13 protein-coding genes are annotated in these 18,331 nt (G+C 74.5%); 5 read left to right on the forward strand and 8 right to left on the reverse strand.

What is annotated here, in order from left to right; genetic code table 11:
- The first annotated feature begins 121 nt into the window (after nucleotides 1-121).
- The 3 genes from ACWEPF_RS24130 to ACWEPF_RS24140 all read left to right on the forward strand — a co-directional run bounded on the left by ACWEPF_RS24130 (nucleotide 122) and on the right by ACWEPF_RS24140 (nucleotide 1,759).
- Nucleotides 122-442 carry a hypothetical protein gene (locus ACWEPF_RS24130; protein ID WP_452174114.1) on the forward strand — a complete coding sequence of 107 codons (321 nt, stop codon included), beginning with the start codon at nucleotides 122-124 and terminating at the stop codon, nucleotides 440-442.
- A 274-nt stretch (nucleotides 443-716) separates the two neighbouring features.
- Nucleotides 717-947 (forward strand): hypothetical protein, encoded by a 231-nt coding sequence (locus ACWEPF_RS24135; protein ID WP_345291001.1) that lies wholly within the window; start codon nucleotides 717-719, stop codon nucleotides 945-947.
- Nucleotides 948-1,087: 140 nt separating this feature from the next.
- Complete coding sequence (locus ACWEPF_RS24140) at nucleotides 1,088-1,759, forward strand: response regulator transcription factor (protein WP_345291002.1); 672 nt, start codon at nucleotides 1,088-1,090, stop codon at nucleotides 1,757-1,759.
- Between the two features lie 116 nt (nucleotides 1,760-1,875).
- Here ACWEPF_RS24140 and ACWEPF_RS24145 read toward each other — a convergent pair whose 3' ends face one another.
- From ACWEPF_RS24145 to ACWEPF_RS24180, 8 genes are all read right to left on the reverse strand, one after another.
- On the reverse strand, nucleotides 1,876-3,366 hold the full coding sequence (locus ACWEPF_RS24145; protein ID WP_345291003.1) for a SagB family peptide dehydrogenase: 1,491 nt from the start codon (nucleotides 3,364-3,366) through the stop codon (nucleotides 1,876-1,878).
- Between the two features lie 132 nt (nucleotides 3,367-3,498).
- A complete protein-coding gene (locus ACWEPF_RS24150; RefSeq protein ID WP_452174115.1) occupies nucleotides 3,499-5,787 on the reverse strand; it encodes a TOMM precursor leader peptide-binding protein in 2,289 nt (762 codons plus the stop codon).
- Between the two features lie 34 nt (nucleotides 5,788-5,821).
- Nucleotides 5,822-9,157, reverse strand: coding sequence for a DUF4135 domain-containing protein (locus ACWEPF_RS24155; protein ID WP_452174116.1), 3,336 nt, complete (start codon nucleotides 9,155-9,157; stop codon nucleotides 5,822-5,824).
- A 1-nt stretch (nucleotide 9,158) separates the two neighbouring features.
- The gene (locus ACWEPF_RS24160; RefSeq protein WP_452174117.1) at nucleotides 9,159-11,321 is read right to left on the reverse strand and encodes an ATP-binding cassette domain-containing protein; all 2,163 of its coding nucleotides are present in this window, start codon (nucleotides 11,319-11,321) and stop codon (nucleotides 9,159-9,161) included.
- Nucleotides 11,318-13,756 carry an ATP-binding cassette domain-containing protein gene (locus ACWEPF_RS24165; RefSeq protein WP_452174118.1) on the reverse strand — a complete coding sequence of 813 codons (2,439 nt, stop codon included), beginning with the start codon at nucleotides 13,754-13,756 and terminating at the stop codon, nucleotides 11,318-11,320. Before ACWEPF_RS24165 ends, ACWEPF_RS24160 begins: the two co-directional genes overlap by 4 nt.
- Nucleotides 13,753-14,604 carry an acetyl-CoA carboxylase biotin carboxyl carrier protein subunit gene (locus tag ACWEPF_RS24170; RefSeq protein ID WP_452174119.1) on the reverse strand — a complete coding sequence of 284 codons (852 nt, stop codon included), beginning with the start codon at nucleotides 14,602-14,604 and terminating at the stop codon, nucleotides 13,753-13,755. The genes ACWEPF_RS24165 and ACWEPF_RS24170 overlap by 4 nt, the downstream gene beginning before the upstream one ends.
- Complete coding sequence (locus ACWEPF_RS24175) at nucleotides 14,601-15,929, reverse strand: cytochrome P450 (protein ID WP_452174120.1); 1,329 nt, start codon at nucleotides 15,927-15,929, stop codon at nucleotides 14,601-14,603. Before ACWEPF_RS24175 ends, ACWEPF_RS24170 begins: the two co-directional genes overlap by 4 nt.
- Nucleotides 15,930-16,056: 127 nt before the next feature.
- Nucleotides 16,057-16,221 carry a hypothetical protein gene (locus ACWEPF_RS24180; RefSeq protein WP_345291011.1) on the reverse strand — a complete coding sequence of 55 codons (165 nt, stop codon included), beginning with the start codon at nucleotides 16,219-16,221 and terminating at the stop codon, nucleotides 16,057-16,059.
- Between the two features lie 265 nt (nucleotides 16,222-16,486).
- Here ACWEPF_RS24180 and ACWEPF_RS24185 point away from each other — a divergent pair, with 265 nt between their 5' ends.
- Together ACWEPF_RS24185 and ACWEPF_RS24190 are read left to right on the forward strand one after the other, a co-directional pair.
- A complete protein-coding gene (locus ACWEPF_RS24185) occupies nucleotides 16,487-17,440 on the forward strand; it encodes an ABC transporter ATP-binding protein (RefSeq protein WP_452174121.1) in 954 nt (317 codons plus the stop codon).
- Nucleotides 17,437-18,297: an ABC transporter permease gene (locus ACWEPF_RS24190; RefSeq protein ID WP_452174122.1), complete on the forward strand. Its 861-nt coding sequence runs from the start codon at nucleotides 17,437-17,439 to the stop codon at nucleotides 18,295-18,297. Before ACWEPF_RS24185 ends, ACWEPF_RS24190 begins: the two co-directional genes overlap by 4 nt.
- The last annotated feature ends 34 nt before the right edge of the window (nucleotides 18,298-18,331 follow it).

The raw sequence follows: 18,331 nt of genomic DNA on the forward strand, positions 1-18,331 counted from the left end.
ATCCGATGGATGAACCGTGAAGACGACGGCGTCCGCGCGGACCGCGACATGTTGGTGCCAGGCGGGGAAATGCCACCGCCAACTGCCGGTCGGCGGGCCGACGGTGCCCCAGGCTATGAGTGTGTACGCGATTCGCGCCCACCTGGAGACGAGCGGGCCCGTGGCCTGCCCTCCGGCGGCACCGGTCGTACGGGACGGCCTGGAGCACGGCTTCCGGGGCCCGGCCCGGCTCAGCCACGCGCGGATCCGGGTGACGCCGCAGGCGGTGGACGCGGTGGCCTTCGTGGTGGCCGGCAGCCTGCTGGACGCCGAGGACGGGCTGCGCGAGGCCTGGCAGCAACTGACCACCCCGGACAGCGTGCTGAGCGGGTGGCACCTTCTGCACTGCGAGGCCGACTCCCGGCTCGCCCTCGGCCTGTACGAGCTGCCCAGCCTCCCCTGACCCCGATCGGGCGTTCCCGCAGGTCAGCCCGGGTTCAACGGCCCTGGCACCAACCGGCCCGAGCTGGCCTCAGGGTGTCACGGCACTCTGGTGCCAGCTCCGGGTGCTGACAGGGACCACCCCGGGCGGCCAATCTCATGGTGTCGGCAAGAACGACGGACCGGAAACCGGGACAGCAGCCCCCCAGGGGGCCCGGTGGGAACGTCAGCCGCACCCTTCGATCTCCGGAAGCAGCCCGGGGTTCAAGTCGAACGCGAGAGGTTTGGGCACACCCATGACGCAGAAGGTCCGTTTCATCACGATTGTCGCCCTGGGTTTCAGCATCCTGACCGGCACGGCCGCCCTCCAGCTGGCCGACACCGCCCCGGCCGCCGTCGTCCTGACGGCCGACGGCGCGCCGGCCGACACGGCCAACAACGTCACCACCGGCCAGCCCGCCCCCGCCTCGACCACCACCCCGGCTCCGATCCCCACCGGCACCCAGGGCACCTGGGGCTGGGGGTGAGCAGCACCACTGACCAGCGCTCCACCCGCTCCAACGGCTCCACCCGCTCGACCAGCTCGACCAGCTCCACCAGCCAGACCGTCTGACCGTGCGTCAGTCCGCCTGTCCACCCGAGACTCCCCTGTCACCGAGGTAGCCGGATGATCACCCCTCTGCTGGACCAACCGCCGTACCGCTCGGCCCCGGACCGCACCCCCGGGACCACCAACGTGAACGTCCTGCTCGCCGACGGGCACCACCTGTTCCGCTCGGGACTGGGAGCCCTGCTCGACCGGGAGGCCGACCTCGCCGTGGTCGCCGAGGCGAACACCGCCGAGGAGGCCGCCGCCGAGGCCGCCAGGACCAGGCCCACCGTCGCGGTCCTCGACCTGGACCTGCCGGGCCCGGGCGGCCCCGCCACGGCCGCCCTGATCCGCGACCGCTCCCCCGACACCGCCGTCCTGCTCCTGATCGCGGTGCCGCGCTCCTCCGACCTCCAGCGGGCGGTCGCCGACGGGGTGGCGGGGATCCTGCTCAAGGACGTGCCGCCGGGTGCGCTGATCTCCGCGGTCCGCGAACTCGCCACCGGCGGACGGGTCTACGATCCCCGGCTGCTCGCGGAGGTGGTCCGGCCGGCCGCCGTCCCGCTCACCCCGCGCGAGCTCACGGTGCTGGGCCACGTGGCCGAGGGGGCGACCATCTCGGAGGTCGCCGCCACCCTGTCGCTCTCCCCCGGCACGGTGCGCAACTACGTCTCGGCCGCGATCGCCAAGACCCACGGCCGCAACCGCTGCGACGCGATCCGGATCGCCCGCGAGAACGGCTGGCTCTAGGGCCGACCCCGGAAACACCCACGGACATGCCGCTGCCCCGCCACTCCACGGCGGGGCATCGGCATGTCCGGACGTCTTTGCTGCGAAAAAATGGACCTACGGGGCCTGACGGTGCGTCACTCTCCGCGCGAGGTCGACACGATGTCGTGGAAGCCGTGCGCGGTGCGCGGCACGTCCGCCGGGCGGCTGCCGATCAGGAACTCGCCGACCGAGGACTCGGCCGTCCAGTCCAGGCCGAGCGCCCGGGCCGCCGCGTCGGTGTCGCCGGAGCCGAGGCCGCAGGGGGCCAGGCCCATCGCCGTCGCCACCAGGTACAGCGTCTGGTAGACCACGCCGACGTGCTTGAGGGTCAGCGCGTAGGCGATCTGGCTGTACTTCCAGGAGAGCCGGCCGAACCGCGAGGTGACGGTGAGCAGCACCTGCGGGTCCACCGTGCAGCCGGTGGCCCGCCAGGCCGCCGTCATCAGTTCGCGGAAGGCCGACTCGTCGGCCGGGCCGGAGAACGGCCGCGGCCTCAGCCGGTGGGCCGCCGCGTCGTAGCGGTAGACGCCTGGCACCAGTCCGTCGCAGCGCACCACCGAGAGGTAGACCTCGAGTTCACCGGTGGAGCCGCCGGCCGGGTAGGGCCGGTCCACGATGTCGTAGCCGTGCGGGTCGGACGGGTCGCCCGGGATGATCCGGCGGACCCGGGCCACCCGGTACAGCAGCTCGCCCAACTGGGCCAGGGTGACCGGGGTATCGGCGTAGCTGCGGACCGACCGGCGGCCCTCCAGCACCTCGCTGAGCGCCGGGTCGCGGGCCAGCACCTCGTCCCAGTCCGGCACCGGCAGGTCGATCCCGGTGCCGTCCTCCCGGGCGCCGACACCCGGCAGCGCCGGGAGCTGCTCCACCTCGGGGTGGGCGAAGACGCCGCCGCTCGGGTAGTCGTGCCGCCCCGGGCGGCTGCGGGCGTGGAACAGCAGGTCGTGGAAGTCCCAGAGCGGCGGCTCGCCGGTCGCCCCGTCGTCCAGGAAGCCGGCGCCCGCGAGCAGTCCGGCCAGTGCCTGTCCGGCCGGCTGGCTGATCCCGGCCAGCAGGGCCGCCTCGGCCACCGAGCGGTTGGCGGTGACGGCCGCCACGAAGGCGCCCGCCGCGGGCTGGTGCAGCGTCAGGCGGAACGGTGCCATCGGCGACTCCAGCACGCAGGCCCCGGCGTGCTCCTCCGGCAGCCGCCGCAGGTACGCGAAGCGGGACAGCACCACCGAGGCGGGGGCGCGGACCAGACCGGGGAGTCCGGCGGCCCGGGCGATCGGGACGGCGGTCGCCATCGGCTCGCCGAGCGGGTCGGCGAGGGTGGTGGAGACCAGGTAGGGGAACCGGCTCAGCAGGTGGTAGAGCCTTCCGCCGTCGGCGAGTTCACCGACGTCGAGGTGGTCCCGGGTGAGTGCGGCGAGCCGCTGGACGGTGTCGGCGCCGAGCGCGTGCACGCGCTGCCGGCCCCACGGGTGGCTGAGCTCCAGGTCGTCGCCTTGGGCGGTGACCTCCACCTCGGGGCGCAGCCGCAGCAGCGTCCGCGGCGCCCCGCCCTCGGCGGCGAGGTCGGGTGGAAGCTGTTCGGTCACGGTCATGGTTGAACCTCTTTCCGGGTCTGGGCTGGTCGTTCGGGCCCCGCCGGACGGCTCCGGCGGCCGCACGGAAGGGTCCGGACGACCAGCCCTGGCCGCCGCCGCGTGGATCGTGGCGGCGGCCGGGCGGGTGGATCAGATGAAGATCGGGATCGGGTTGAGGTCCTCCTCCGGGGTGGGCGCGTCGAGCCAGCCCAGCGCCACCGGCACGTCGTACAGCCGGCCGGGCGCGAACCTCGCCCAGAAGTGCCGCATCCCGGGGACGATCACCTTGGCCACCGGAAGGCCGATGTCCGGGCGGGTCTGGTCGAGCACCAGGAACTCCATGCCCCGTTCCTCGACCAGGCGTTGGACCAGGGCCAGGTCCTCGGCCAGGTCGGCGCCGGCCAGCGGCTCCCAGCGGTCCGGGCCCGCCGCCTCGGCGGCCGGGTCGGGCAGCAGGTAGGGCTGGTTGGCCACGGTGGCGGTGAGCCACCACTGCTTCTGCTCGCGGTCGGCGCCCGCGTAGCTGACGTGGCCGTTCTCGTCCCCGGCCACCGGGCCGAGGAACTGGTTCATCTCGGTGAGCGCGCGGGTGAGCGCGATGTGCGGGTCCAGGTGGGCGCCGAAGGCGATCAGGATGTCCTCGGCCGGCTTGTCGGTCCGCCGGGAGAACGCCCCGACCACCGGGATCCCGAAGTCGGAGGTCAGGTCGAGCGCCCAGATCTCACGGTTCAACCCCCGGTAGATCTCCCGGAGTTGGCCGATGTACGGGTCACCGAAGGCGTCCAGGTCGATGGCCGGGCGCTGCACCCGGTTGTACCACCAGAGTGCGACCGCGTCCCGCTCCACCAGCTCCAGGAAGCCCTGCAGGGTGGCGTCCTCGAAGGAGGTGCCGGCCGCGCAGCCGTTGGAGTCCCCTGCCGCGAAGAAGCCGTCGCGGTGCCGGTAGCCGTAGTACAGCGACATAGTGGGCAGCCAGCGGGTCCGCTGCTCGGTCAGCGACCAGGCGGGGGACCACTCCAACTGGTCGTCCTCGCGGAACCGTTCGGGGACGGTGTTGAACATCGAGGGCTGGTCGTTCCAGCTCTCCCGCTCGGCGTACTGCCGCTCGCTGTAGAGCAGCGAGTGCGCCGGGTGGACCGCGGCGTCGCCGAGCTCGGCGTAGCTGGCCCGGCGGCGGGCCTCGTCGCCCTGGAAGACGCCCGAGTAGCGCTCCATCGCCTCGCCGAGCGCGCTGGCCCGGGCCTGCACGTCGGTGCGGCCCTTGCCGCAGCTCACCGACCGCAGGCCGGTGCGCAGTTGCTTCAGGTCGCCGCTGCGGCGGGAGAGGTTCTGCCCGGAGATGTAGACCCGCAGCCCGGTGGGCGTCCGCCCGGCCGGCACCAGCGAGGTCACCACGCCGCTGACGGGCGAGAGTTGGGGCGTGTACTTCTCCAGCATGTCCTCCGGCGAGGCGGAGCGGTGGCCGCCGTCGGCGGTGAAGGCCTTCGGCCGGCTCTCGAACCGGACCGGCTCCGACTGGCGCTTGGCGACCAGCCCTTCGTCACCGCAGGCCGCGCACTGCGGGCGGCGGATCAGCCGGTGCCGCTCGGTCTCCAGCAGCACGGTGTCCAGGGTGAGCACCACCGGCTCGGCGGGGCGGACCCCGGCCAGCCACTTGGCGGCCTCCAGGGCGGCCAGCTGGACGCCGGTGCCGAGCGAGGGCGCGAGGCGGGCGCCGGCCGTGGAGATCGGGGTGTCCTGGCCCAGGCGGTGCTGCAGGTAGCTGAGCGACTGGCGGTTGGCGGAGAGGCGGTGCGAGAGGCACTCCCAGCAGCCGGTGGTGCCCTCCCGGTCCGCCGGACCGGGGACGAAGACCGGACCGACCCAGAGGATCGAGCCGACCGGACGGGCCAGCAGCCACGGGCGGCCGCTCTCCCGGGCCTCCCGGTCCCGCTCGGCCAGGCCGGGGTGCAGGTAGTCCTCGGTCAGCGCGATGGTGAACTCGGCGTCCTGGTCGACCGTCACCCCGGCCCCGGCCAGTGCGGCCAGGAAGGGCTCCGGGTCCAGCTCGCCGTAGACCTCGACCCGGGCCCGGGCCGAGCGCAGCGCGGCGCTCGCGGTGGCGCCGTCCAAGCCGGCCATCTCGAAGTAGGCGGCCTCGGCGGGCTCGCGGACCGGGCCGCTGTCGGCCAGGTAGCCGCGCTCGCGCAGCCGGTCGACGGCGAGCCTGACCTTCTCGGCGGGCACGGTGCCGCGCAGCGCCTCGCCGATCTGCTCCGCGGTGCGGGTGCCGTCCAGCAGCGGGGCGAGGGCCTGGGCCAGGCCGCCGTCCACCACCGAGACGCCTCGCTCGGAGACCAGGTAGACGGCCTCGCCGTCCACGACGTACGGGGTGTAGTGGTGCTTGAAGCCGATCGCGGGCTCGGCCGCCGTGGTGTCGGCCGCGGTGATGTCGGACATGACGGTCCCTCGGTTCTCGTACGCGGTCGGCGGGTCAGCGGAGGGTGGCGAGCGGGGCGGTGGCCGGGTCCAGCAGGCGCAGCAGCAGCAGGGCCACGCCGGCCGAGCCGTCCAGGACGCCGACGTTGATCCGGTCGGCGGCGGCCCGGTCCGGGTACCAGCTGCCGGTCGCCTCGTGACGGGCGATCAGCTCGCCGACCAGCAGAGCGGCGGCCTCCCTGCCGTCGTAGAACGGGCCCGGAAGCAGCGAGTCCAGCGGGTCCGGGACGGTGTGCAGCAAGCCGGCCTCGGCGGCGCTGAGCGCCTCGCCGGCGGTGGCGACCAGGTCGCGGGTGGAGCGGCCGGCGATCTGCCGGGCGCTCACCGGCGGGGTGAGGGCGGAGAGTTCGGCCGGGTCGACGATGCCGGAGCCGAGCGCCACGGCGGCGTCCAGGCAGGCCAGCCGGCCGGCCCGGGTGGCGGTGGCGAAGCGGTGGCCGCGCAGCCGCTCGCGGACCGCCTCGGCGTTGGCGAGCAGGCCGGGCGCCTCGGCCACCGTGCGGGCCAGGGCGGCGGCGATCGAGTCGGGGCCGGAGGGCACCAGGTCGAGGAAGCCGTTGTCGTCGGTCGCTTCGCCCTCGGGCAGCTCGGCACCGAGCTGCTCCAGGGCGGTGGCCGCCAGCGTGCGGATGCCGTCGTCGGTGGGCGCGTGGCCCGGGCCGGTGACCCGGCGCAGCCGCAGCAGGTTGAGCAGCAGACCGGCGCTGCCGAGCGGCGCGTCCGGGTTGGGCAGCCGGACGGGACGGCCGGGGCGGGCGGCGACCGGGGTGGCGACGCCGACCGCGCCGGGCACCAGGGCCTGGGCGGAGGCGATCAGTCCGGGCTCGCCGAGCAGGGTGCCGACCCGGGCCAGGGCGTGGATCAGCGCACCGGGGCCGGAGAAGCCGCCGGGGACGGGCGCGCCGCCGGCCAGCCGGTTGTCGGAGGCGAAGGCGAAGGCCCGGGGCGCCTCGGGGTCGATCAGGCGGGCGGCGGTGGCCATGGTCTGGTGGGCGGCGCGGTGGAACCGCGGCTCGCCGGTGGCGGCCCAGAGCTCGGCGAACAGGACGCCGATGCCCGCGGTGCCGCTGACCAGGTCCGGGCCGAGCACCTCGACCTGGCGCAGGCCGCTGCCCGGGTACCAGCTCTGGCCGAGCCAGCCGGCGCCCTGCCGGTCCGCGCGGACCTGGTCGGCCAGCAGCTGGTCACCGATCTCCACGGCGTGGTCCAGCAGTTCGGTGTTGCCGGGGATGCGGGCCCGCACCGAGCGCGGCACCACCGGGACGGGCAGCAGGGTGCCCGAGCGGGCCGAGTCCACGCAGCCGGTGAGCACCGCGAGGTGGGCCTCCAGGTCGAAGCCCTCCAGCTCGGCGACCCGGTCCTGGAGGCGCTGCCAGCCGGTGGAGCGGAAGTGGCCCGGGATCTCCCGGCCGTCGGCGGTGTAGGCGGACGAGGAGGAGGTCAGCGAGCGGAAGAACGGGATGTCCAGCTGGCGGAAGGAGTCCAGCTCGGCGAGCACCACCTCCAGCAGGTCGCCGCGGCCCGGGTCGCCGGCCAGCGCGGTGATGGCTCCCTGGAGGGCGCCGGCGATCACCGTCTCGCGGGTCGCGCCGCTGTCCAGGGCGAGCGGGCTGGTGGAGGCACGGATGATCTTGTAGCCGTCCCAGGTGTGCCGCCAGATGTAGCGCACCCAGATGCCCCGGAACCCGGCCAACGGGCCATCGGCGTCCGCGAGTTCACCACGCAGCGCGTACAGCGCCCGGTGCATCTCGCGGTAGCCCTCGGTCACCTCCTCGGTGTACTGCCACGGGTCGGCGGTGACGGTGGCCCCGCTCTCGTCCACCCGCACCGGGCGGTACGGCGGCAGCGGCAGGGCGGCCACCCCGGGGGTGACCTCCAGGCTGCCGATCCGGGACAGGCAGCCGATGTCCAGGGTGGCGGAGTGCTTGGCCGGGGTCCACGGCTGGAAGGCCATGGCGGTGCGCACCACGGTCGACTCCAGCGCGTCCAGCAGGCCGTGCTGGTCCGCGCTGATGCTCGGCGGGGTCTGCACCCGCGGGTAGAGCAGGCACTCCAGGTCGATCATCGTCGGGTACTCGCCGTCGGCCTGCAGGTTGTCGGCCCACAGGTCGCGGCCCTCCAGCAGCTGGACCAGACGGATCGTCATGCCGAGGCGCCGGTAGAACCGGCCGAAGCCGCCCTCGTCCGCCACCGGGCGGTGCGGGACGAGCTGCTCCCAGCCGTAGTCGCTCTCGCAGTCGGCGGTCAGCGAGGCGGCGTGGCCGTCGTCGCCGCGGTCGCTGCGGATCAGCACGGTGCGCAGCGGCAGGTCGAGCGAGAGCTCGCGGTTCAGCCGGGCCGAGAGCTCCAGGTACGCCGAGACGTGCCGCATGTCCTTCGGCTTGTAGACCACGGCCGCGCCGGACTCGAAGTACAGCAGCGCGACCGAGCGGCCGCCGGCGTGCCGGTCGCCGGCCTCGCCGCGCACCTTGGCCAGCGCGCCCGGGTCCTCGCCGTCCCACATCCGCTCGACCAGCAGCGCGCGGTCGGCCGCCAGCCGGGCGAACATCTCGGCCTGCACGTGCTGCCACTGGCGGCAGACGGTGCCGACCAGGAAGGCCAGTCCGGGCAGCCGCTCCAGCCGGGCCAGCCAGCCCTCCTGCGAGGTGTCCAGGCCGCCGACCTCGTCCCAGTCGGTGGCGCGCGGGCGGCCGGTGGCGGTCTGCTGCTCGTGGCAGAAGGCCAGCTTGCAGGCCTCGACCAGACGGGCCGTCAGGGTGCCGGCCAGGTCGGCGCGGGCCGCCTCGGTGACCGGGACGCCCAGGACGGCGCCGCCCGAGTGCGGCAGCAGGGCGTCGGCGGCCGCGGCGAAGGCGGCGGTGAGCGCTCCGGGCGCGGAGGTCTCGGGGGCCGGGGAGACCGGGAGGGTGCGCAGGAAGACCGCCAGCGCCAGTGCCCAGTCCGGCAGCTTGGCCGGATCGGCGAGCACCACCGGGCGCAGGCCGTCGCCGAGCGGGCGGCCGGTCTCGGCCAGGTGGTCCAGCAGCGCCCCGGCGCCGCCACGCTCGCCGGCCGCCCGGCGCAGCCAGGTGTCCACCGCGGAGGTGCGGCCCCGGCGGTCCTCGTCCGGGTCGGGGGCGAAGAGCGTGGAGCCGTCGGCGCGGGCCTCGGCCCGCTCCGGGAAGGAGGCGGCGGCGGCCACCACGGCGCGCAGCCGTTCGTCGCCGCGGGCGGGGCCGGGGAGCAGCGCTCCCGGCTCGTCGTGGGTGTCGGTATCGGCGAGGGCGTCGGCGTCGGTGGTCGGGGCGGAGGCACCGTCGACGGGGAGCCAGGTCTGCAGGTCGAGCGGCATCTCACATCTCCTGGAGTCGGGCGAGTCGGGTGAACAGCGGGTCGTGGCCTAGTAGTTCGTCGTAGGTGCCGGAGGCCGTGACCCTGCCCCCGGAGAGGACGTGGATCCGGTCGGCGGTGCGGATGGTGCTGAGCCGGTGGGCGATCACCAGCCGGGTGCGGTCCAGGCCCGCGACGGCCTCGGCGACCCGCAGCTGGGTCGCGTTGTCCAGCGCGGAGGTGGCCTCGTCCAGCAGCAGGACGGCGGGCCGGCGGACCAGCGCGCGGGCCAGCAGCAGGCGCTGCACCTGGCCCCCGGAGAAGCCCGCGGCATCCTCCCCGACCCGGGTGCCGAGACCGAGCGGAAGGGCTCGCAACTCCTGGGCGATCCCGGCCAGTTCGGCGGCCTCCCAGATCCGGTCCTCGGTCACGTCCGGATCGCTGCCGGCCAGGTTCTCCAGCAGCGAGCCGCGCAGCATCCGGCCGTGCTGGAGCACCGCGCCGAGTTGGCGCCGGACCAGCCGCGCGTCCAGCCCGGCCAGGTCCTGCCCGTCGTAGCGGACGGTGCCGGACTCGGGCGTCTCGAAGCCGAGCAGCAGTCGCACCAGGGTGGACTTGCCGGCCCCGGACGGGCCGACCACGGCGACCATCTCGCCGGGCCCGGCGTGCAGCGAGACCTCGTGCAGCACCGGGGCGGCCGTGCCCGGGTAACGGAAGGTGACCCGGTCCAGCGAAACCGCCCCACGCAGCTCGCCGGGATCGTTCAACTCCCGTGCCCCGTCCGAGGCCCGGACCTCGGCCAGGATCGGCCGGATCCGGTCCAGCACCGGGGCGATCCCGTAGGCACTGGCCGCCGCGTGGGTGACCTGGCCGAGCGCCGCGGCGACCTGGCCGGCCGCCACGCCGGCGGCCATCAGGTGGCCCGGCAGGGTGTTCCCGTCGAGCACCGCACCCGCCAACAGGACCGCCAGCAGCAGCGGTTGGAGCCCTGCGGTGAGTGCGGCGGCCGCGGCGTCGGCCCGCTGGGCGTCCGCGTCGGCCCGCTTCTGGGCGGCGAACGGCACCGCCCAGCGGGCGAAGGCCTGGATCTCCCGGCCGGCCGTCTGGATCTTGTCGATGCCGAGCAGCAGCCCGTACAGCACGCCGTTCAGCTTGCCGTGCAGTTCGAAGACGGCACTCTCGTGGCGTTGGCGGCGGCGACCGAGCAACAGCAGCAGCCCGGTCACCGCCAGGACGGCGAGCAGCAGCAGCCCGCCGAGCCAGGCGTCCACCAGCATCAGGACCGTGAGCCCCGAGGTGGCGAACACCGCCCCCAGGACGGCGCTGACCAGGACTTCGGACAGCGCGGCCCGGGCCTGGGCCACCGCATTGGCGCGGTGGACCAGGTCTCCGGTGCTGAAGTCGCGGAAGAACCGGGCGTCGTGACCGAGCAGACGGTCCCAGACGGCCGGTTCCAACGCGCTCTGCACCCGCCCGGTCAACCGCACGGCGGCGGTGTTCCGGACGATCACCAGCAGCCAGGCCGCCAGGACGGCCGACCCCAGCAGCAGGGCCAGCCAGCGGACGGGGTGCCGGTCGGCCGCCATGAGCTCCGGCATCAGGACACCGGCGCTCAGCGGCACGATCAGCCCGAGCATCGCCGCCCCCAGGCCGGCTGCGGTCAGCCGTCCCAGGTCGCGGCGGGCGCCGGGCACCCGCAGGACGAAACGGGCCAGGTCCGCCGGCCCCAAGTCTCCTGCGGGAAGCGGCAGGTAGAGCAGCAGCGCCCGTTCCTGCAGCGCGACCGGGGCGGACGCCCCGGCCGGGTCGTGGTGGCGGTGGCCGCCGGCCGGCCGCGGCACCAGGGCGACCGGGCGGCCGTCCTCGGCCGCGAAGCCGACCATCGGCCCGGCCGTACCGGCCGGGTCGCCGTGGCCGTCCTCGGCCGTGGGCAGGGTCACCGGCCGGTACCGCAGCCCGGCCGACCGCAGCAGCGCGGTCAGCGGGTCGCGGGAGCTCCGTACCGTGGAAGGGAGTTCGGCGTCTGCGGGGAGCGCCCCGAGCGCGACGAGCACGGCGTGCGCCTGCTCGGCCGGGTGGGTGAGGTTCTGCGGACGGGTCTGTCGTCCGCCACGGCCGGGGTGCAGCACGCCGACGGTGGCGGCGAGCGCGGCCCGGTTGGCTTCGGCGGTGGCCGTGGCGGTCATGACTTCTCCTCCTTCGGGATCTCGGATCCGGCGGGTCGCCCATGGGTCCCGGTGTGCCGGGCCTTCTCGGTGGGCGCGATGGCTTCGGACGGCTCATGGGTCCCGGTGCGCCGGGCCTTCTCGCTGAGCGCGGTGCCTTCGGACGGCTCATGGGTCCCGGTGCGCCGGGCCTTTTCGGTGAGCAGGGTCTGGTAGGGGCCGGGGACGGCGGCGAGTTCGGCGGGGGTGCCCTGCTGGACGATCCGTCCGCCGGCCAGCACGACCACCCGGTCGGCGGCCTGGATGGTGCTCAGCCGGTGCGCCAGCACCAGGCAGGTGGTGCCGCGCCGCCGCAGGTGCTCGTTGACCGCCGCCTCGGTGTGCGCGTCCAGCGCGGAGGTGGCCTCGTCCAGCACCAGCAGGGCCGGGTCCAGGGCGAGCGCGCGGGCCAGTTCGAGCCGCTGGCGCTCGCCGCCGGAGAGGTTGCGGGCGTCCTCGTCGATCCGCCCGGCGTCCAAGCCGCCCCGGCGGGCGACCAGGTCGGCGACCTCGGCGTCCTCCAGCGCGCGGCGCAGGGCGTCCTCGTCGGCGGCCGGGTTCCAGAGCGTCAGGTTCTCCCGGACGGTGCCCTCGAAGAGCCTCAACTGCTGCTCCACGTACGCCACCTGACCGGTCACCACGGCCCGGTGCCAGTCGTCCCTGGGCCTGCCGTCCAGCAGTACCTGGCCGGACCACGGCCGCAGCACCCCGGCGGCCAGCCTGGCCATCGTGGACTTGCCGCTGCCGCTGCCGCCGACCACCGCGACCCACTCCCCCTGGCGGATGTGCAGCGAGATCCCCGCCAGGGTGGGCGGCCGGTTCGGGTCGTAGCCGAACTCGACGTCACGCAGCTCCAGTTCACCGCTCAGGCGCGGGCCCGGCTCGGCCGGCGCGTCCAGCACCGGGGTCAGGTACGGATCGGGCTCGCTGCTCTCGACGTCCTCCAGCAGCGCGTTCTGCGCCCGGGCCATGGTGAGCTCCGAGGCCGCGTTGACCAACTGGCCGACCGGGCCGAGGAATCCGTTGAGCAGGAGCAGGAAGGCCAGCAGCGTGCCGATCGAGAGCGAGCCGCCCAGCAGCATCGAGGTGCCGGCCACCACCACGGTGGCGGTGGCCGCCGCGTTGAACGCGCCGGGCAGCGAGAGCGGCACGATCACCACGGTGGTGACCTTCTGGCCGGTCTCCATGGCCCGGGCCTGCCAGCCCGCCCAGGAGCGGAAGAAGGAGTCCTCCGCGCCCTCGGCCTTGAGCGTCTCGATCGCCGACACACCGGCGAAGGCCACCCCGTCGCGCTTGTGCTGCTCGGCGTGCAGCCGGTGCACCAGCCCGCCGCGCCGCCGGTCGGCGACCCGTAGGGCCAGCAGGTCCAGCCCGGCGACCACCACCGGCACCACGGCCAGCCGAGGCTCCAGCCAGACCAGCGCCCCCAGGTGGACGGCGGCGGCGGCCAGTTGGGCCGAGGCCGAGGCCACCCGGTGCGAGAGCAGCATCGCCAGACCGTCGTTCATCTGGACCCGGGTCACCAGGCCGCCCAGCTGGCGCCGGTGGAAGAAGGAGCCGGGCAGCCGGATCAGCCGCCACAGGAAGCCGGACGACGCCCGGGCCGCCATCGCCTCCAACACCCGGTTGACCAACGTCTGCTGGAGCCAGGTGCCGAGCACCACGGTGCCGGCCACAGCGGCCGAGGCGAGCGCCAGCGGCACCGCCCAGGACTCCATGCCCCCCAGCACCACCGAGCGCAGGTACGCCCGCAGCAGGAAGGCCGCGACCACCCCCGGCACCGCCAGCGCGACCGAGAGCAGCACCGCCAGCAGCAGCGGGGCCGCGAAGGCCCGCATCCGGCCGCCCAGGGCCCGCAGCAGCGGGAAGCGCTGCCCGCCGGGCTCGAAGTCCGGGCCCGGCTCGAAGCCGACCGCGATCCCGGAGAACGAGTCCCAGAACTCGGCCGGAGTGGCCGAGTAGGAGCCCATCGACGGGTCGTTGACGTGCACCCGGCCGCGCTTGACGCCCTCGTAGATCGCGAAGTGCGGGCCGGTGACCAGGACCATCGACGGGACCTGGAGGGCCTCCAGGCCCTGCAGCCTCTCCTCGGTGCGGACGATCCGGCGGCCCTTGGCGATCACGCCGTACCGGCCGGCCGCCCGGGCGACCGCGGCCGCACTGACGCCGTCCCGGCTCACCCCGCAGGAGCGCGAGGCCTCCTGGAGCGTCACCCGGCGGCCGAGCGCGCCCAGCACCACGGCCAGGCAGGCCGCGCCGCAGTCCTGCTCCTCCATCTGCGGCACCACGGGGGTGCGCAGGTAGCGGCGGGGCTTGTCGGCCTTCCTGGCCCTCTTGCCCTCGGCCTGCTCCGGCTTCGGCGTCTTCGGGCGCTCGGGGGCGGGCGACGGCGCCGCCTCCCGGACGTCGAGGCTCACCGGCCGGCCCCCGTCCCGAACACGGCCTCGTACGGGTGCCGGGCACCCAGGTCGACCGAGACCGTCAGCGGCACCGGGCCGCGCAGCCGGGTGGTGTCGGGCGGCAGTTGGGCCCGGGCCGTCCAGACCGGGGCCGCGCCGGAGGGCACACCGGGCAGCGGTACGGAGAACGCCCCGTCCAGCGTCTCGGCGCGGACCGGCAGCGGGTCCACCTCGGTGATGGTGGCCTGCACGGTACCCCCGCCCGGCACCGGGACCAGCACCGTCCGGCCGGGCACCAGCTCCCCGGCCTCCCGCAGCGAGGTGGCGAACAGTCGCACGGTGTCCGGCAGTTGCGCCGCGTCCAGGGCGGCGACGGCAGCGCCCGGGGCGAGCGTGGCACCGGGGGTGGAGAGCAGCGCGGTGACGGTGCCAGCCTGCGGGGCCCGGACGGCGAGCTCCTCGCCCGCCGGCGTCCGCAGCAGCGCCAGGGTCTGACCCTGCGTCACGGCGGCCCCGGGGCTGACCTGGTAGGCGAGCAGCGCGCCCGCCTGCTCGGCCCGGACGGTCTCCGGGGCCGCGCCGTGGGCCAGCAGGGCCGGGAGCGCGAGCGTGTGCGGCAGCGTGCCGAAGGCCAGCCAGCTGCCGCCCGCGCCGACCACCAGCAGCAGCGCCGCGGCGGCGGCCCGCAGCCGGGCACCGACCAGTCCCACCGGGCGGTCCAGCCCGGGCTCCAGGACGGCGGCGGCCCGGGCGGCCGCGACGGCGGTGGACTCCTGGGCGGGGGCGGCGGCCACGGCCCGGCCGTTCCGCTCCTCCTCCGCGGTCTCGGTGGTGCGTGCGGACGCGTCGGTCGTCGTGAGGCTCATGACCGCACCGCCCCCACCAGCGCGGCCGCGGACTCCTCGGACTCCGGCTGCGGCTCCAGTTGCGGCTCCTGCTCCGGCTGCGGCTCGGGCCGCGCCACGGGGACGCAGAGCAACGGCAGTTCGCGCATGCCGCCGAAGACGAACTGGGTGCTCCAGCGCACGGTCTCCTCCGTCAGCGGGGTGCTCAGCTCCTGCGTGCGCCCCGCCTCGGCCAGGCCGCGCAGCACGGCGGCACCGGCCATCAGGGAGAGCGGGGCGCCCAGGCAGTGGTGCGGACCGTGGCCGAAGGCCAGGTGACGGGTCTCGGCCCGGTCCGGGTCGAAGGCGTCCGGGGCGGCGAAGCGGCGCGGGTCCCGGTTGGCGGCCGCGTAGAGCAGCAGGGCGACCCGGCCGGCCGGGATCACGGTGTCGCCGAGGGTCACGTCGTGGGTGAGGGCGCGCGCACTGGCGCGCACGGGGCTGCCGAGCCGCTGGGCCTCGTCGAACACCGCTTCGGCCCGCTCGGGCCGGTTCCGGATCAGTTCGGCGAGCTCCGGGTCACGCAGCAACTGCCAGACGGCCAGCGCCAGTCCGGAGGTGAGCGTCTCCAGCCCGTTGGCGAGCAGCATCACCACGAAGGCGAGCAGGTCCTCGTCGTCGAGCTTGCCCTCGGCGCGGGCGACGGTGAGACGGCTGATCAGGTCGTCGCCCGGAGCGGCGGCGCGTGCGGCGCACAGCTCCTCGACGTAGGCGCGGAACTCCTCGAACTCCGCGTCGAGTTCGGCGATCGTGACGGCGTCCGCCGAGGCGCCCTGGCCGCCGAAGTCGTCCAGCAGCGAGCGGGCGACCAGGCCGGCCCAGCCGACCACGCGCTCCTGCTCGGAGTCGGGGATGTCCAGGATGGCGCAGGAGACGGCCACCGGCAGCGGGACGGCGAGGTCGGCGACCACGTCGAACTCACCTGCGGCGAGCAGGGGTTCGAGCATCCGGGCGGCCGTGCTCTCGATCCGCTCGCGCATCTGCTCCAGGCGGCGGGCGGAGAAGGCGGTGGTGGCGAGGCGCTTCAACCGCGTGTGGTCGGCGCCGTCGCGCATCGGGAGCATCCGGTTGACGATCCGCGCCAGCGCGGTCGAACCGGCGCTCGGCAGACCGACGGTGGTCGGATCGACCGCCGTGCCGGGGTGCATCAGTACGGTGACGATCTCCTGGTAGCCCGACACCACGTGCACCCGTCCGAGATCCAGCACCGGCTCCTCGGCCAGCAGTCGACGGTAGAGCGCGGGCGGGTCCTGCTGAGCGGCGGGTTCCTGGATGAACCGCGTCAGCTCTTGCCGGAGGTTCTCCATGACCCGGCTTCTCCTTCACTGCTGTTCGTCGGTCAATTCGTGTCTGTGGGCGGGAAGACGGGGGAAGAGACGAGGGTGCCGCGGTGACTCCGCCCGAGGGCGGACTCACCGCGGCACAGGTCCCGAATTACTCGGCCGCAACCTCGGCGGCGGCGTTGGAGATCGAGCTGAAGCTCGAGACCGGGCAGGCCGCGCAGGCCAGGGAGGAGACGGAGACGCCGGCGTTGACGCTGTCCAGCTCCTCGATCTCGATGTCGAACTGGTCGTTCGCGGGGGTGGTGTTCTCAGCCATGTGAAGCTCCCTCTTGGGTCGTGGGGCCTGCCCCGTCGGGGCCGGTCACCCTTTCCGCCGATTCGCTTTCCGGTCTTTTTCTCCGGCTCGTTCTCGGCGATGAGGAAACTATGCACCCGGCCGCCGCTCGAACATCAGTAGGGAATGTAAGAAACCCATCCGTCGAAAATGCCACACTTGCACCCATGACATTTTGCATACCCTCTGACCTGCGGTTATGTCGTGCACTTGCCTTATAGGGGCAGGCCGGTTCACCCTATGTCCCATGACACTCACCACAGGCCCGGGGAATACCGGGGAGGCGGCCGTGGAGGTACACGGTCTGCGCAGCAGCTACGGGGACTACGAAGCCGTACGGGGAGTCTCCTTCACCGTCGCACGGGGCGAGCTGTTCGCCCTGCTGGGGACCAACGGCGCCGGCAAGACCACCACCATGGAGGTACTGGAGGGGTACCGCGCCCCGAGCGCCGGCACCGTCCGGGTGCTCGGCCTCGACCCCTGGACCCAGGGCGCCCAGGTGCGCAGGCGCACCGGCGTGATGCTCCAGGAGGGCGGCTTCTTCAAGGAGTTGACCGTCAAGGAGACCGTCGACTCCTGGCGCACCTTCATCTCCGGCGCCCGGCCCACCACCGAGGTGCTCGACCGGGTCGCCCTCACCGAGCGGGCCGGCATCCGGGTCTCCCAACTCTCCGGCGGCGAAAGGCGACGGCTCGACCTCGCCCTGGCCGTGCTGAACACCCCTGAGGTGCTCTTCCTCGACGAACCCACCACCGGCATGGACCCGGAGGCCCGGCGCACCACCTGGCGCCTGGTCAAGGAGCTCCGCGCGGCCGGCACCACCGTCCTGCTGACCACCCACTACCTGGAGGAGGCCCAGCAGTTGGCCGACCGGGTGGCCATCATGGACCGCGGCCAACTCGCGGCCGTCGGCACCGTCGACGAGGTGCTCTCCGGCCAGGGCACCCGGGTCACCTTCCCGCTGCCCGCCGGCGTGCTGCCCGCCCAACTCCCCACCGTGCTGGGCGAGTCGCCCACCCTCGACGAGGGCACCGTGGTCTACACCGTCGCCAAGACCGCCCCCGCCCTGGCCGCCCTGCACGGCTGGGCCGCCGGCCTGGGCGTCGAGCTGGACGGCATCGAGGCGCGCAACGCCTCCCTGGAGGACGTCTTCCTGCAGCTGGCCCACGACAAGGCTCACGACAAGGCGGAGACCCGATGAGCACCCTGACCACTCCCCTGACCCGCTCCGCCCCCGCCGTCCGCGAGCTCACCTGGCCCGCCTACGCCCGTGGCCAGTTCCTGCTCTCCTGGCGGGTGTTCTGGCGCAACCGGCGCTCCACCTTCATCGGCTTCCTGCTGCCGGTCCTGCTCAACCTGGTGATCGCCGCCCCGCTCCGCGAGCGCGAGATCGGCGGGGTGAACGCCGCCGCCTACAGCACCATCGGCTTCATCGGCTTCGCCCTGGTGACCACGTTCATCAACCTGCTGAACGGCATCGTCGCCCGCCGCGACGACCTGGTGCTCAAGCGGCTGCGCGGCACCGAAGTCCCGCCGACCGCCATCTTCGCCGGGCAGTTCGGCGCGGCCGCCGCCGTCGTCCTGCTCCAGGTGCTGGTTCTCGGCGGCACTGCGGTGCTCTGGTTCGGCGCCCCGCTGCCCGCCGACCCGCTGCTCTTCCTGCTCACCCTGACCCTCGGGTTCCTGCTCTTCGCGATCCTGGCGGTGGCGCTGTCCGGCATCACCCCCAGCGCCGAGTCCGCCCCGATGGTCGCCACCCCCGTCCTGCTGATCTGCATGTTCGCCAGCGGCGTGGTCGCCCCGCTCAGCTCCATGCCCAGCTGGCTCCAGGACCCCGCCCACAACCTCCCGCTCGCCCCCGTGGTGGAGACCCTGCGCACCGCCTGGTTCGGCCGCGGCTTCGGCCACGAGTCCTGGAGCGGCGCCGCCCTCCCCGAACTCGACCTGGTGCACGGCTGGCAGCACGCCGCCACGTCCCTGCTGATCGCCGCCGCCTGGACCGCCGGCGCCACCGTCCTCGCCCGCCGCCTCTTCCGCTGGGAGCCCCGCCACGGCTGACCCGTCGTCATGTGCCGCCGCTGGGCGAGCCCGC

The sequence above is a fragment of the Kitasatospora sp. NPDC004289 genome (genome assembly GCF_053602875.1).